Source organism: Parasphingorhabdus sp. (genome assembly GCF_041748495.1).
Taxonomy (GTDB): Bacteria; Pseudomonadota; Alphaproteobacteria; order Sphingomonadales; family Sphingomonadaceae; genus Parasphingorhabdus.
On record NZ_JBGTDD010000098.1, the window covers coordinates 1 to 15091 of the forward strand.

Below are 15091 nucleotides of genomic sequence, written 5' to 3' on the forward strand. Positions count from 1 at the left end.
CGGTGGAGCGGGTGAAGGGAATCGAACCCTCGTCGTAAGCTTGGAAGGCTTCTGCTCTACCATTGAGCTACACCCGCATTTCCAGATCGACCGGATGCGCCGCTATTGCCATTGCTTTTGTGGTCCGTCAATCAGGAAAGGGCAAGATTGGCCGGTGCAGCTTCGACCTGATGCTCAAACCATGTCGCTATGGCCTGTTGCTCGGCGGCGGTCATGTGCAATCCCAGTTTCGATCGCCGCCAGAGGATATCTTCGGCGGTGCGGGCAAATTCATGCTCGATGAGCCAGCGGATTTCGACTTCATAGAGGCCCGCCCCGAAGGTCTGCCCGAGATCGGCGATGTTGCGGGCCTGTCCCAGAATATGGGCGGTGTCGGTGCCATAGGCGCGGACCAGACGGCGCAGGACGGACCGGTCGAGAAAATTCCACTGGCTGGCATATTGACTGACGAGCGTGTCAAAACCGTCGGGCGGGAAATCGCCTCCGGGCAGATGCGCCTTCCTGGTCCAGTCGTTGCCGTCGATAGCGAGCGCTTTCGATAATGTCCGGATCGCCTGCAATGCCAGCACCCGATAGGTGGTGATCTTGCCGCCAAAGATCGACAGCACCGGGGCGCCGCCTGCATTGTCATAGTCAAAGACAAAGTCCCGGGTAACCGTGGCGGCGCTGCGGCTGTGGTCGTCGAACAGCGGACGGATGCCGGCGAAGGTCCAGACGATATCATCGCGGGTGACCGGCTGTTCGAAATATTCGCTCACCGCATCACACAGATAGTTGATTTCGCTGTCGCTGATCCGGGCGTCGCCTTCGGCATAACGCCACGGTTCGTCGGTCGTTCCGATCAGCGTGTGGTCGCCTTCATAGGGAATGGCAAAGATGATGCGGCCGTCCTTGTTCTGGAAGATATAGCTGTGGTCGCCGTCATATTTGCGCTTCACCACGATATGGCTGCCCTTGACCAGGCGCAGTTTCGCGGCATGGTTGCTACGGTCATACAAGGCGGTGACCGGATCGACCCAGGGACCGGCGGCGTTGACCAGCACCCTCGCCTGCTCGGTGCTCTGTTCGCCATGCTGCTGGATGCGCAGCTGCCAGTGATCAGCCGCGCGATCCAGTCCGGTACATTCCGCCCGGGTCCGGATCTCGGCACCGCGGATTGCGGCATCGCGGGCGGTGAGCGAGACCAGCCGGGAGTCCTCGACCCAGCAATCGGAATAGGCGAAGCCCTTTTTAAGGCGCTTTTGCAACGGGTCGCCGCGATGGTCGGTGAGCAAGTTCAGGCTTCTGGTGGCCGGCAATATGTCGCGGCCGCCGAGATGATCGTAAAGGAACAGGCCGAGACGCAGCAACCAGGCGGGTCGCATGCCTTCGTCCACCGGCAGCACGAAACGCATCGGCCAGATGATATGCGGAGCGGCGCGCAGCAGAACCTCGCGTTCCTTGAGCGCCTTGCGCACCAGATTGAATTCATAATGTTCGAGATAGCGCAACCCACCGTGGACCAATTTGGTGCTGGCCGAGGATGTATGCGAGGCCAGGTCGTCGCGTTCGACCAGCAGGACCTTCAGTCCCCTGCCCGCTGCGTCGCGCGCGATTCCGACGCCATTTATGCCGCCGCCGATGATGGCCAGATCATACATCGCCCTGTTCATAGAGATGCCGGAGATTTGTGCAATGTTGCATCGCAATATAAAGCTGGTTCACCCTGCTTTTGCTTGCCTTTTCAAGGCCAGCTTATAGCGTGGGCAGCGGAAAAGGAGCGGACGATGGTCGCACAGCATATCCTGGTCATCGATGAAGGGACCACGTCAACCCGGGCGATGCTCTTTGGCTTCAACGGGACGCTGCACAGTTCGCATCAGGAAGAATTGCGGCAATATTATCCGGCGCCCGGCCTGGTGGAACATGATGCCGAGGAAATCTGGAACAAGACGCTGCGCTGCTGTCAGAAAATGATCGAACAGGCAGGCGGAGCCGAAAAGATCGCCGCGATTGGCATTACCAACCAGCGGGAAACCGTCGTCGCCTGGGACAAGCGGACCGGAGAACCGCTCGGCAAGGCGATTGTCTGGCAGGACCGGCGCACCGCTGCAAAATGCGAGCAACTCAAATCGCAGGGTCTCGAGCCGATGGTGCAGGCGAAGACCGGGCTGCTGCTTGACCCTTATTTCTCCGGTAGCAAGATCGGCTGGATGCTAGAAAACTGGCCGCAGGTACACGCGGCGGGAGACAATCTGGCGTTCGGCACGATCGATTCCTACCTGATCTACCGGCTGACCCATGGACAGCATATTACCGATGCCAGCAACGCCAGCAGAACGATGCTGATGGCATTGGACGGAGATGACTGGGATGACGAACTGCTGGCGCTTTTCAATATCCCGAAGCAGGCCTTGCCGAAAATTGTCGACTGCGCTGGAGAATTGGGTGCCACGTCCGCCGAGCTTTTTGGCAGCGCGATCCCGATCTGCGGATCGGCCGGTGACCAGCAGGCTGCCACGATCGGCCAGGCCTGCCTTGCGGTCGGGCAGACAAAGGCGACATTCGGTACCGGCGCGTTCATTCTGACCAACAGCGGCGACACCCCTCCGAGATCGGAAAATCGTTTGCTGTCGACGATACTCTATCAGCATGACGGCAAGCGTATCTTTGCCCTTGAAGGCTCGGTCTTTGTCGCCGGCAGCCTGATGAAATGGCTTCGCGATGATATCGGACTGCTGAAATATGCTGGAGAAAGTGAGGAACTGGCACGCTCGGTCGAGGATAATGGCGGGGTCTATCTCGTCCCTGCCCTGTCCGGTCTGGGTGCCCCGCACTGGCGCGCCGATGCGACCGGCACTATCTCGGGTCTCAGCTTTTCCTCAACCAAGGCGCATATCGCCCGCGCTGGTCTGGAAGCAATGGCCTATCAATGTCAGGATCTCAAAGCCGCTTTTTCCGCCGACGGGGTGGACTGGCAAAATCTGCGGATCGATGGCGGGATGGTCGTCAATGACTGGCTGGTGCAGGATCTGGCCAATATACTGGACATCCCCGTCGAACGGCCGAAATTCTTCGAAACCACCGCATTGGGAGCCGCGATGCTGGCAGCGGTCGGTTGCGGCAAATATCCGGCGCTTGAGGATGCCGCCGTGATGATTTCGGAACTCGACATCCACCAGCCCGACATTGATCCGGCGAGACGTGCCGAGCGTCTTGCCGGATGGCAGCGGGCGATCCGGTCGGTGCTGGCAATCGAGCGCTAGATCCAGGCAGAAAAAAGCCCGCGCAAGGCGGGCTTTCTATCCGTTGCTGTCAGCAAATATCATGCGTCGTCGGCTATCTTCTTTTTCTTTTCGGCCTTCACGTCCGCCCAGATCGTCCGATAGGACAGATAGGCGAGGATCGTCGCGATCAGCAGGAATGCGATAACCGCCCAACCGGTTTGATGACGTTCTTCCAGCTTGGGTTCCGCGCTCCAGATCAGGAAGGCAGAGACGTCTGCCGACATCTGCTCGATGCTCGCCTTGGTGCCATCGGAATAGCTCACCTGATCTTCCACCACGATCGGGGGTGCCATCGCCAGATTCAGGTTGGCGAAATAAGGGTTATAATGCAGTCCCGGTCCCGGACGATTGGCTTCGGGCAGATCTGCCGGTGGCTCCTGATAACCGGTGAGCAAAGAATAGATATACGGCGCTCCGCCTTCACGTGCCTTGGTGATCAGGGACAAGTCCGGCGGGATCGCATTGTTATTGGCGGCTCCGGCGGCAACGTCATTGGCGAACGGCTTGGGAAATTTGTCAGCGGCCAGCGACGGGCGCGTGCTCATTTCGCCAGTAGCCGGATCAATATCCGGGGTCGGAATGGGCCAGTTGGCGGCAATCGCCTTTACCTCGTCTTCATTATAGCCGATTTCTGCCAGATTGCGGAAGGCAACGAGACGGATCGAATGGCAAGCCGCGCACACTTCCTTATATACCTGAAACCCGCGCTGCAGCTGCTGGCGATCGAATTTGCCGAGCGGTCCATCAGACGGGAAGGATATATCCTTGGGTTCTTCGTGAAACGCATATTCCGGAGACTTCACCGGAGGATTGGTTACAAATTCGCTCGCTCCGATGACGAAGGAGACAACAAGCCAACCCGAAAAGAACAGGCCAATCAAAAATCCAAAAATTCTTACCATTGCGACAGGTCCCTAATATCTAGCTGGCAGTTGTGAGTGGCTTGCCGGTCACCGATTCCGTGATGCTGTTCGGCAACGGTTCCGGTTTTTCCAAGCGTGACAACAGCGGCAATATGATGAGAAAATGTGCGAAATAGTAAGCGGAGGCCAGCTGACTGATCATCACAAAAGGCTCTTCCGCTGGCGCACCGCCACAATATCCCAAAATCAGTACATCGATTACCAGCAGGACAAAGAAGATCTTGAACTTGGGCCGGAATTTACCTGAACGGACCGGAGACTTGTCGAGCCATGGCAGGAAAAACCAGACCAGAATGGCGGAGAACATCGCCAGCACGCCCAGCAGTTTCGCTGGAATGAACAGGAAGTCGATGGTGAAGGCCCGCAAGATTGCGTACCAAGGCCAGAAATACCATTCCGGAACGATGTGCGCCGGCGTCGACAGCGGGTTGGCCGGAATATAATTGTCGGCATGACCCAGCGCGTTCGGCAGGAAGAACACCAAGGTCGTGAAGAAAATCAGCGCCAGACCCAGGGTCCAGCCATCCTTGGCGGTATAATAGGGGTGGAAGGGGACGGTATCCTGCGGTCCCTTTACATCCACGCCGGTCGGGTTGTTCGAACCCGGAATATGCAGCGCCCAGATGTGCATGATGATCACGCCTGCAATCACGAACGGCAGCAGGTAATGGAGCGAGAAAAAGCGGTTCAGCGCGGCATTGTCCGGTGCAAATCCACCAAGCAACAATTCCTGAATCGGCTTGCCGACCAGCGGAATCGCTTCAAACAATCCGGTAATGACCTTGGCACCCCAGAAGCTCATCTGTCCCCAGGGCAAGACATAGCCCATGAATGCGGTTGCCATGGCGAGCAGATAGATGACCACGCCGAGCAGCCAGATCATTTCGCGAGGCGCCTTGTAAGAGCCGTAGAAAAGGCCCCGTCCGATATGCAGGTAAATGGCGAGGAAGAAGAAGCTGGCACCATTGGCATGGGCGTAGCGGATCATCCAGCCGCTGTTGACGTCGCGCATGATATGCTCGACCGAGTCAAAGGCAATATTGGCATTGGCGGCATAATGCATCGCCAGGATGATGCCGGTTACGATCTGGATAACCAGGAAGATACCGGCCAGAGAACCGAAGTTCCACATATAGTTGAGATTGCGAGGGGTTGGATATCCGGCACCCAGGCTATTGTATACGAGCCGGGGAACGGGAAGTTTCTCGTCCATCCACTGACCGAACTCGGTTGTTGGCTTGTATTGCTTTGCCCAAGGAAAACTCATTTCAATTCTGCCCCTTAGCCGATTTTGACGACGGTATCTGATAGGAATTCATGCACTGGCACTTCGAGATTTGTCGGCGCGGGCCCCTTGCGGATGCGCGCCGCCGTATCATAGTGCGAACCGTGACAGGGGCAGAAATAACCGCCAAATTCACCCTTCACCTCGCCCTGCGCCGCACCGAGCGGAACACAGCCCAGGTGGGTGCAAACGCCGAGGGTGATCAGCCAGTTTTCCTTGCCGACGGTGGTCCGGTCGGCCAGCGTTTGCGGATCGCGCAAATCGGAAATATCAACCGCATTGGCTTCGGTGATTTCAGCCGGCGTCAGATTGCGAATGAAGATCGGCTGCTTGCGCCAGCTGGTCTTGATCGACTGACCGACGTCGATCGCCGAAATGTCGACTTCAATCGAAGCCAAAGCAAGCACATCGGCGCTCGGGTTCATCTGATTGACCAACGGAAAAACGGTAGCGACCGCTCCGGCACCAGCGAAGCTCACTGCTGCAATATTGATAAAGTCCCGGCGGCGAACGCCGCTTTCTTCTGCGACTGCCGTTTCAGCTGTTTCAACCGTTGCCATGCAAACAAGCCCTATAGAATAGTTATGACCCCTGACCGCCCCGAATGTTCGATGCTGTACGGGGACAGCTTGAACGGGCAGTGAATTGCGCGCCTGATAGCCGCGAAGGATAGGGTTTGCCAACAGGGAATTTTCGATTGACCTAACATTCACTTGTCGCTCAAGATACGCGTCCCATGAGGATAGCTTTGTATCAACCCGAGATTGCGGGAAATTTAGGAACAATATTAAGAACTTGCGCGTGCCTGGACGTGCCGGTTGATATCATCGAACCATGTGGATTTCCGTTCAGTGACCGCAGTCTTAAACGGGCCGGAATGGATTATTTCGAACATGTCCGCTACGCTCGCCACGCTGACTGGAACGCCTTCCGGGCAACCATTGATTCCCGCGATACACGGATCATATTGCTTTCCAGCAAGGCGCATGATCCGCATTTTGGCTTCGCTTATCGCAAGAATGATATTCTGCTCTTCGGATCGGAAGGATCAGGAGTTCCCCTGAGTGTACAGGAAGCGTGCGATCAGCGAATCACGATCCCGATGAAACCCGGCATGCGCAGCTTGAATCTCGCGGTATCCGCTGGCATGGCATTGGGAGAAGCCCTTAGACAAACAGGACAGTTTCCGGAATGACGAAACAATTGGATGATCAGCAACAAACCGCCCAGTCGTGGTTCAAGCAGTTACGCGATAATATCTGCGCGGAATTCGAGACCATCGAGGCGGAAGCGGACAGCGACGCCAGGTTCGACTATATTGCCTGGGATCGCGAAAATCCGGACGGCAGCCCGGGCGGCGGCGGTGTCCAGGGTCTGATGAAGGGCAAGATCTTCGAAAAGGTCGGGGTGAATATTTCCACCGTCGACGGCACATTCAGCGAGGAATTCCAGGCCCAGATCAACGGCGCAGAAGACGACCCTCGCTTTTTTGCGACCGGAATCAGTCTGGTCGCCCATATGGCCAATCCCCATGTGCCCAATGTGCATATGAACACCCGCTTCCTGTGCACGACCAAACGCTGGTTTGGCGGCGGGGCCGATCTCAATCCGGCGATTGCCTATGACGAGGATACGGAGGAATTCCACGCCCGCTTCCGTTCGGCCTGCGCGCCGCATAACCCGGAATATTATCCCCGGTTCAAGAAATGGGCGGACGATTATTTCTATATTCCCCACCGCAAGGTGCATCGCGGCGTCGGTGGAATTTTCTATGATCATCTGGAATTGGCCAAGGAACCGGATTTTGCCCGCCATTTTGCCTTCACTCAGGATGTCGGGCGCGCTTTCCTCGATATATTCCCGAAACTGGTGCGCAAGCGCATGGCAACGGAATGGAGCGCGGAAGACAAGCAGCAACAGCTCGAATGGCGCGGGCGCTATGCCGAGTTCAATCTGGTCTATGACCGGGGGACGACTTTCGGTCTCAAGACCGGTGGCAATGTCGACGCCATATTGATGAGCCTCCCGCCCGAAGCCAAATGGGTCTAGATAATCTGACGGCCGGGCTCGAAGACGTCCCCAAGGGTCATGTTGCCACCATCGTGACCCATCTGGAGATGCTGGAAGCACCGGCTCTGGCAGCGGCGCATTCCAGACTGACGCTGGCAGACTGGCCGAGCCCGGCGGTTGACGCATATTGCGACCTGTTCCGGAAAGTCGGGGAGCCGTGGCTCTGGATCTCTCGGCTGTTGATGGACCATGAGCAACTCGAAGCGATTCTGCATGATCCGGCTGTGGACCTATCGATTGTCCGCGATGGCGGCGAGCCGGTCGGTTTTATCGAACTTGACTTTCGGGTTCCGGGAGAATGCGAAATTGCCTTTTTTGGGCTGACAGAAGACCGGAATGGCCAGGGTCATGGTCGCTGGCTGATGAGCCAGGCGCTGGCCAAGGCCTGGCGGGATGGGATCAGGCGGGTCTGGTTGCATACCTGCACCCAGGATTCACCGCGCGCCCTGCCCTTTTATCAGCATTGCGGCTTCCGGATTTTCAGGCAGCAGACCGGCAGGATGAAGGACCCGCGTCTGACCGGCCATTTGCCGCGAAGCGCGGCACCGCATGTTCCGATCCTCAGTTGAAGACTTCGCCCACGTCGGTTTTCCTGCCGGTCAGTTCGATATAGATGGACACGATCACGGCGGTGAGAATCAGTTGAAATGCCGTGCCGGTAAGCGAAGCCACCAGATTCTGGACAAAGGGCCAGCCGGTGCCGCCCGTGGCCAGCCCGGCAACAACCCCGGTGACCGCTTCCAGAACGCTGATCGCAATCGTCCCGACAACCGCAATGATCAGGATGAACAGCATGATCGCAAAGCCGTTATTCTCCGTCACTGCCCAGCTTCGCTTGAGCAATTCGATCGGGTTGCGTTCCCCTTCATCGGCAATCACCACGGGTACGACAATGAACCGACAGGTCAGATAGAGGCCGGGAATGATGAACAACAGGAAACCCGGCAAGGACACTAAAGCGCTCAGCAGATTGGCGAGCAGATAGATGACAAATATCTTCAGCGCGGCGGCGAGATCCTCGGCAACGGTGCCGTTGCGAGACGGTGCCAAGGCGAAATAGATGGCAAGGCCGCCAAAACTGGTCACCAGATTGGAGGTCATGACGGCAAAGGCGTTTTCGTTGAAATAGGCCGAATAGACGGCGATGACGCCATTCATGTCTTCATCGCCGTTGAATACGGGCGGCGTAACATATTGGGCGAACAACAGGGTCGGAAGAAATATGAAGACGCCCGCAATCGCGAGAATCGCTTCCTTGTGCGACATTAGCTGAGCCATCGCGCCATTCCAGCATTGCATATAGTTCAGCTTCATATTTTACATTCCCGGATCCATTACTCTCCCGCCAGCCCTTGCCACCCGGCCAGCAAAAGTGCACGGAATTTTTATGAATAACCGCAATGACATCGAATGGCGGATTTCGTCGGAACAGATCGAATATCCGGACGCGCTGACCGAGATGGAGCAGCGCAATGCCGCTGTGCAGACCGGTGATGCCAAGGAGCTGATCTGGTTGCTCGAGCATCCGCCGCTCTATACCGCGGGCACCAGCTCCGATCCGACCGAGCTGCTCAGCCAGGCGTTTCCCGTTTACGAAACCGGTCGCGGCGGACGGCACACCTATCATGGCCCGGGCCAGCGGGTCGGCTATGTCATTCTGAATCTGAAGCAGCGCAATGCCGATGTGCGGGGCTTTGTCCATGCACTCGAAGCCTGGGTGATCGCGGCCCTGGCTGAATTTGGCGTGTCGGCCCGGGCGGTGGAGGGCCGAGTCGGGATCTGGTGCGACACCCCGGGCGGACAGGAAGCGAAAATTGGCGCGATCGGTATCCGCATTCGCAAATGGGTCACGATGCACGGCTTCTCGGTCAATATCGATCCTGATCTCGGTCATTTTGGCGGCATTGTCCCGTGCGGCATCAGCGAGTTTCCCGTGACCAGTCTGGCCCAACTGGGCATCGCAATCGAACTCCAGCAATTTGACCAAGCGTTGCAAAAAACCGCGGGCACTTTCCTGAAAGCGATTGAACGGACGCAAAGCCCGGCTATGGTGGTGCAATCACCGATCGATGTTGAGAGGACCACATCATGACCAAATTACCCGGCCTTGCAGCCGCTGCGCTAATCGCCCTGACGATTTCCGCCTGTTCCGGCAACGATGGACCAGATGGCAATGAAGTGACCGAAACCCAGATGGACGAGGTGGACGTCATCGACGGCACGATCAGTGACGACATGGTCGATGTCGACACGATTCAGGAGGTCGATGCTACCGGTGAGACCGAAGCAGCGGAATCGGAAGAAGGCAGCGAGCCCGCGGCGGATGAAGATGCAGCGACCGACACTCCGGACGAATGACCGGTCACGCCAGCCCGAGAATTTTGTGATTTTGCAGCGATAAACGCCATTTCGGGTGAGCCTGGACAAAGGCTATGGCCTGTTCAAGATGGGCCTGGCTGGCATCGGTGTCTGCAATTGCATCCTTGGGCTGGAGCAGCAGGTTGGCAAAATTCCAGTCTTGCATGGCCTGCCAGTCACTGCCTTCCTGCGGCCACACCAGCTTGAGTTCATCGCCAGCACGCTGGATTGTTTCGCTGTGCGCTTTCGGGCTGATGCAGATCCAGTCGATCGCGCGCGGCACCGCCAGCGTCCCGTTCGCTTCCAGGGCGATGACGAAACCCACCGCGAGCAGGGCGTCGATCAGGGCGTCGTCCACCTGCAGCATCGGTTCGCCGCCGGTGAGCACGACGAAGCGCGAGTCCCGGTCGCCGGACCATATCTCCGCCGCTGCCCGGGCGAGATCCCGGGCCGTCTGAAAGCGCCCGCCACCGTCACCATCCATGCCGACAAAGTCGGTATCACAAAATTGACAGATCGCGGTGGCGCGATCCCGTTCCAGCCCGGACCAGAGATTGCAGCCGGCGAAGCGGACAAAAACCGCCCGGCGTCCGGCGTGCACGCCCTCGCCCTGCAGGGTCAGGAAGATCTCCTTGACGGCGTAGCTCATGTCGTCGCGTATCGGGTGGGGTCGGGAATGCCCGCTTCTTCGAAACCCTTTTGCCGCAGACGGCAGCTGTCACACAGACCGCAATGCAGATTGCCCTCGGCGGGGTCGTAGCAGGACCAGCTCCATGCGGGATCGAGACCCAGCCGGATCGCTTCCCGGGCGATATCTGCCTTGGTCATATGCTGCAGCGGTGTGTGGATGTGAAAGCCGCTGCCCTGATCGCCAGCCTTGGTTGCCAAATCGGCCAGCCGTTCAAACCCCTGGATAAATTCGGGGCGGCAGTCGGGATAGCCGGAATAGTCCAGCGCATTCACACCGATGAAAATATCGCGCGCGTCTCTGGCTTCGGCCAATCCGAGAGTCAGCGAGAGAAAGATGAGATTGCGGGCTGGCACATAGGTCACCGGAATATCATTACCGACTCCGGACTTGGGCACATCAATGTCCGCGGTCAGCGCCGAACCGCCGAAGCGGCTCAGGTCGAGCGGCAGGACGATATGTTCGGCCACGTCCAGATTGGCGGCAATTTTCTCCGCCGATTGCAGCTCGATCTTGTGACGCTGATTATAATCGACGGTCAGCGCGATCAGCCGATAGCCCTGTTCGGCAGCGAGGGCGGCAGACACCATCGAGTCCAGCCCGCCGGACAATAATATGATCGCAGATCTTGATTCGGAAGTCATGATGCGTCCCGCTAATCGCCTTGCCTGCGCGGTGCAAGCATTGTGCGCGCAGCGCGCTTAGCAGCTACCGGTCCGGCGGCCTTCCAGTTTGAAGGAAAAAGGCGCATTATTGCTGATGCCCTGCGTGGAAATCTGCACCAGATTTCCGGATTCCCGCTTGATTTCGGTCACACCATGTCCGGCACCGCCACATTTATAACTTACGCGGAGCTTTGTGGGACTATTTTCGATGACATAGCGGGTACAGGTCGCATTGCGATGCTGGATCTGCAGCAATAGCTCGGGATTGCCGAGACAGACTTTTGTGCTGGAAGCGCTCGCACCGCGTTCTTTCAGGGTCCATTCGCCCTGCGCAAGCCCGCCCAGCAGCGCCAAATCCGGCGTTTGTGCGGGTGCAGATATCGCAAATCCGGTCAGGACGGCGGCTGATGCGCTGATGATTTTGACCAGTTTCAAGCCTTTCATAGAAAATTTCCCGTCATGTCGTTAGTGTGGATGTAGATACGATAGCGCTCAATCATGGCGAATATTGACGGCAAACAGGGCAATCGATAGGAAAAATTCGCCAATTCTGGCTATTTGCCCTATTTGCGACAGGATTCAGTTGTTCAGGCTGGCGCTCGAAATCGTGAAAGTCTTGCTGCAAAAGGCGCAGTTTATGGCGATATTTCCTGCTTCGTCGACCATGTCGTCCTTGTCTTCTTTCGGGAAGCGCGCGATTACGTCCCGGATATGTCCCTCGTTACAACGACATCCCTTAACGCACGATTTACCGCTCAAAAGCCTCACTTCGTCGCTTTCGCTAAAAAGACGCCACAAAATGTCCTCCAGCGGCAACGCGGTATCGGTCATTTCCGCTGGCGTAACGCTGCCGCCCATGATCTCCACATGTTCCCATTCGGGGTGGTCCAGCTGCACATGGAGCCGCTCGCGTCCTTCCTCCCCTTCGGGGAGATGCTGCACCAAAAGGCCGCCAGCGATATTGCGGCCTGCGGACTCGTTGAATGCAACCCGGATCAGCGTTGGGATCTGTTCCGACTGAAAGAAATAATTCTGCACCGCTTCCGCCAGGCTGGCGCCTTCCAGCGGAACGATCCCCTGGGTGCGACCGCGGGGCGCAGGCAAGTCAAAGGTGATCGCCAGATAGCCTTTGCCAAACAGCGCCATCAGGCTGGGTTCGACCGGCTGCAACGCAAGCCGTTCGTGATCAAATTCGACATAGCCGCGCAATGCGCCGTCCCGATAGTCACAGGCGAGAAGATTGATCACACCGGATTCGGTCTGCGCCTGGAGAGTCAATTGCGACCCCTCGTCCTTCAACAGTGCACCGAGCAAAGCGGTCAGACAGACGGCCTCTGCCAGAACATTGCGGATCATCGGCGGATAATCATGCGCTGCGAGTATGTCATCCAGTGCAGCACCCAGCCGCACCACACGCCCGCGACAGTTTTTTGCCGGAATTGCAAAGGACAATATATTGTCGGTCAAGGCCAGTTCCGCCATCAGATCTGGCCAAAACACCAGCGAAGTACGGATTTTTGCGCGTGAATCCGGTTCTCTGCCTCGTCCCAGACAACCGACTGCGGCCCATCGATTACCGAGGGCATCACTTCCTCGCCGCGATGGGCGGGCAGGCAATGGAGAAACAAGGCGTCTGGCCTGGCCTGTTCCATCATCACGTCATTGACCTGATAGGGCATCATCGCGGCCAGCTTGTTGTGCACATGCTCCTGGCCCATTGATACCCAGGTATCGGTCACCACGACATCCGCACCCGCGACGGCTTCGTTTTCGTCGCGATGGATCGAGATATTGGCTCCGGCGGCCTGGGCGGCCTTGATGAAATCCGGATCGGGATCATAGCCTTGGGGACATCCGATCCGGACATTATATTTCATCAGGCCAGCGGCTTCAACAATACTGTTCAGCACATTATTGCCATCGCCGAGCCAGGCGATTTCAAGACCGGGTAGCGCCTTGCCATGTTCGACCAGAGTCAACAGATCGGCGACGATCTGGCAGGGATGGGACAGGTCGGTCAGTCCGTTGATCACCGGCACGCTAGCATGGGCGGCCATCTCCTCGATCTTGGCATGATCGTCGGTCCGGATCATGATCGCGTCGACCATGCGGGACAATACCCGGGCCGTATCCGCAACCGTTTCACCGCGACCCAATTGCATCGAACCGCTGTCCATCACGATGCTGGTGCCACCCAGCTGGCGGATGGCAATATCAAAGGAGACCCGCGTCCGCGTGCTGCTCTTTTCAAAAATCATCGCCAGCACATGATCAGCCAGAGGCTTGTCCGCATCCGGCCTGCCCTTGAGCCATCCCGCCCGCGCTGCCTTCCGATCAATCGCATCGGCGATCATTGCCGCTATGGCATCGCCGTCGGCGTCCGCGAGATTGAGAAAATGGCGGGTCATGATTGAGGCGCCTGATAATCGGCGGCACCAGCGGAGAATTTCTCGATAAAGGTTGCGATATGGCTCTCATCGATGTTGAGCGGTGGCAACACCCTGACGGTGTTATCTCCTGCCGCTACCATCAGCAATCCGTGGTTGTCGCGCAAATGGGCGACAAAGGAACGGGTTTCCTGCGTCATCATGATACCCAGCATCAGGCCCCTGCCGCGCACGCCGATGAACAGATCGGGATAATTGCCAATAAATTGTTCGATCGCCGCCCGCAGCTTGTCGCCGGTCGACCGGACATTTTCGAGAAATTCATCATTGGCAACCACATCCCAGACCGCATTGCCGGCCGCCATCGCCAGTGGATTGCCGCCATAGGTAGAGCCATGGGTTCCCGGCACCATGCCGCGCGCGGCCGCTTCGGTCGCCAGGCAGGCGCCCAGAGGGAAACCGCCACCTATGCCCTTGGCAGATGCGACGATATCGGGAGTGACGCCATATAGTTCATGGGCATAAAGCGCGCCGGTGCGGGCGACGCCGCATTGCACTTCGTCGAGCACCAGCAAGATGCCATGTTCATCGGCAAGATCGCGCAATCCTCGCATAAACGAATCCGAAGCCGGGCGTACTCCGCCCTCTCCCTGAATCGGTTCGACCATGAACGCAGCGGTTTTATCACTGATAGCGGCCTTGGCACCTTCCAGATCGTCAAATTCTACATATTTGAATCCGGCCAGCAGCGGCGAAAAGCCGTGATGCATTTTTTCCTGATTGGAGGCGGAAATGGTTGCCATGGTCCGGCCATGAAAGGCGTTTTTGAAGGTGATGATCTCGAACCGGTCACTCCCTGCGGACTGGTGATAGGCGCGCGCGGTCTTGATCGCACATTCCACCGCTTCGGCACCGCTGTTGGTGAAGAAGACCGTGTCGGCAAAGGTTGTGTCGACCAGCCGCTGCGCGAATTTCTCGCCCTGCGGACTGCCGTAAAGATTGGAGACATGCATCAAGGTTGCCGCCTGATCCTGGATCGCCTGTGTCAGATGCGGATGGCCGTGGCCGAGCAAGTTGACCGCAATACCACTGGCGAAATCCAGCGCCCGCGTTCCGTCTTCCGAAATCAGCCAGGCCCCTTCGCCTCGCACCGGACGGAAACCACAACGCGGATAAACGGGCATCAATGGAGTAATCGTCATGATCGGCTTCCTTTCGCGGAAAACAGAAAAGGCGACCCGACTGGCCGCCTCCTACTTGGGTGCTTCTTATATGAGTGTAGATCAGGGCGGTCAATCACCGGTGCATATCGGTCCATGCCGGCGACCGGTCAGGAGACTGATTGATCGAACCGGTCACAGAGACAGGCTAAATTCGTTTAGGTGATGGGCTGCTATGCGGTATACGAAGGCAAGGTGACTATACGCAGAAATTTGCACCATGAAGGAG

General features: G+C 57.5%; 17 protein-coding genes and 1 tRNA gene. 6 read left to right on the forward strand and 12 right to left on the reverse strand.

Annotated elements, in window-relative coordinates; genetic code table 11:
• Window positions 1-3: 3 nt before the first annotated feature.
• Window positions 4-77 (reverse strand) — tRNA-Gly (locus tag ACEW8J_RS08670).
• Between the two features lie 54 nt (window positions 78-131).
• Window positions 132-1652 carry a glycerol-3-phosphate dehydrogenase gene (glpD, locus tag ACEW8J_RS08675; RefSeq protein ID WP_373491240.1) on the reverse strand — a complete coding sequence of 507 codons (1521 nt, stop codon included), beginning with the start codon at window positions 1650-1652 and terminating at the stop codon, window positions 132-134.
• Window positions 1653-1766: 114 nt separating this feature from the next.
• On the opposite strand from glpD, the gene glpK reads away from it, so the two are divergent.
• Complete coding sequence (glpK, locus tag ACEW8J_RS08680; RefSeq protein WP_373491241.1) at window positions 1767-3245, forward strand: glycerol kinase GlpK; 1479 nt, start codon at window positions 1767-1769, stop codon at window positions 3243-3245.
• Between the two features lie 59 nt (window positions 3246-3304).
• On the opposite strand, the gene ACEW8J_RS08685 is transcribed toward glpK, so the two are convergent.
• The 3 genes from ACEW8J_RS08685 to petA are packed head-to-tail and all read right to left on the reverse strand — an operon-like array spanning window position 3305 to window position 6034.
• Window positions 3305-4168: a cytochrome c1 gene (locus tag ACEW8J_RS08685; RefSeq protein WP_373491242.1), complete on the reverse strand. Its 864-nt coding sequence runs from the start codon at window positions 4166-4168 to the stop codon at window positions 3305-3307.
• Window positions 4169-4187: 19 nt separating this feature from the next.
• The gene (locus ACEW8J_RS08690) at window positions 4188-5456 is read right to left on the reverse strand and encodes a cytochrome bc complex cytochrome b subunit (protein ID WP_373491243.1); all 1269 of its coding nucleotides are present in this window, start codon (window positions 5454-5456) and stop codon (window positions 4188-4190) included.
• A gap of 14 nt (window positions 5457-5470) precedes the next feature.
• Window positions 5471-6034, reverse strand: a complete 564-nt coding sequence (petA, locus tag ACEW8J_RS08695) for a ubiquinol-cytochrome c reductase iron-sulfur subunit (protein ID WP_373491244.1) — start codon at window positions 6032-6034, stop codon at window positions 5471-5473.
• Window positions 6035-6210: 176 nt separating this feature from the next.
• Between petA and ACEW8J_RS08700 the strand changes: the two genes are divergently transcribed.
• Genes ACEW8J_RS08700 through ACEW8J_RS08710 form a run of 3 tightly spaced genes read left to right on the forward strand, consistent with a single transcriptional unit; the run spans window position 6211 to window position 8113 of the window.
• On the forward strand, window positions 6211-6669 hold the full coding sequence (locus ACEW8J_RS08700) for a tRNA (cytidine(34)-2'-O)-methyltransferase (protein ID WP_373491245.1): 459 nt from the start codon (window positions 6211-6213) through the stop codon (window positions 6667-6669).
• Entirely contained in the window at window positions 6666-7523 is an 858-nt protein-coding gene (gene hemF, locus ACEW8J_RS08705; protein ID WP_373491246.1) for an oxygen-dependent coproporphyrinogen oxidase, read from the forward strand. The genes ACEW8J_RS08700 and hemF overlap by 4 nt, the downstream gene beginning before the upstream one ends.
• Window positions 7514-8113, forward strand: coding sequence for a GNAT family N-acetyltransferase (locus ACEW8J_RS08710; protein ID WP_373491247.1), 600 nt, complete (start codon window positions 7514-7516; stop codon window positions 8111-8113). The genes hemF and ACEW8J_RS08710 overlap by 10 nt, the downstream gene beginning before the upstream one ends.
• Here the strand turns inward: ACEW8J_RS08710 and ACEW8J_RS08715 are convergent.
• Window positions 8106-8858, reverse strand: a complete 753-nt coding sequence (locus tag ACEW8J_RS08715) for a hypothetical protein (RefSeq protein WP_373491248.1) — start codon at window positions 8856-8858, stop codon at window positions 8106-8108. The genes ACEW8J_RS08710 and ACEW8J_RS08715 overlap by 8 nt on opposite strands.
• Window positions 8859-8931: 73 nt before the next feature.
• On the opposite strand from ACEW8J_RS08715, the gene lipB reads away from it, so the two are divergent.
• Window positions 8932-9636 carry a lipoyl(octanoyl) transferase LipB gene (gene lipB, locus ACEW8J_RS08720; RefSeq protein ID WP_373491249.1) on the forward strand — a complete coding sequence of 235 codons (705 nt, stop codon included), beginning with the start codon at window positions 8932-8934 and terminating at the stop codon, window positions 9634-9636.
• Entirely contained in the window at window positions 9633-9902 is a 270-nt protein-coding gene (locus ACEW8J_RS08725) for a hypothetical protein (RefSeq protein ID WP_373491250.1), read from the forward strand. Before lipB ends, ACEW8J_RS08725 begins: the two co-directional genes overlap by 4 nt.
• A gap of 4 nt (window positions 9903-9906) precedes the next feature.
• On the opposite strand, the gene queE is transcribed toward ACEW8J_RS08725, so the two are convergent.
• The 6 genes from queE to ACEW8J_RS08755 form a co-directional block, all read right to left on the reverse strand.
• Window positions 9907-10551, reverse strand: a complete 645-nt coding sequence (gene queE / locus ACEW8J_RS08730) for a 7-carboxy-7-deazaguanine synthase (protein ID WP_373491251.1) — start codon at window positions 10549-10551, stop codon at window positions 9907-9909.
• The gene (gene queC / locus ACEW8J_RS08735) at window positions 10548-11234 is read right to left on the reverse strand and encodes a 7-cyano-7-deazaguanine synthase QueC (RefSeq protein ID WP_373491252.1); all 687 of its coding nucleotides are present in this window, start codon (window positions 11232-11234) and stop codon (window positions 10548-10550) included. Before queC ends, queE begins: the two co-directional genes overlap by 4 nt.
• Window positions 11235-11291: 57 nt before the next feature.
• Entirely contained in the window at window positions 11292-11699 is a 408-nt protein-coding gene (locus ACEW8J_RS08740) for a DUF3617 domain-containing protein (RefSeq protein WP_373491253.1), read from the reverse strand.
• A gap of 135 nt (window positions 11700-11834) precedes the next feature.
• Window positions 11835-12737 (reverse strand): Hsp33 family molecular chaperone HslO, encoded by a 903-nt coding sequence (locus ACEW8J_RS08745; protein WP_373491254.1) that lies wholly within the window; start codon window positions 12735-12737, stop codon window positions 11835-11837.
• Window positions 12737-13663: an ornithine carbamoyltransferase gene (gene argF, locus ACEW8J_RS08750; protein ID WP_373491255.1), complete on the reverse strand. Its 927-nt coding sequence runs from the start codon at window positions 13661-13663 to the stop codon at window positions 12737-12739. The genes ACEW8J_RS08745 and argF overlap by 1 nt, the downstream gene beginning before the upstream one ends.
• Window positions 13660-14844: an aspartate aminotransferase family protein gene (locus tag ACEW8J_RS08755; RefSeq protein WP_373491256.1), complete on the reverse strand. Its 1185-nt coding sequence runs from the start codon at window positions 14842-14844 to the stop codon at window positions 13660-13662. Before ACEW8J_RS08755 ends, argF begins: the two co-directional genes overlap by 4 nt.
• Window positions 14845-15091: the final 247 nt, after the last annotated feature.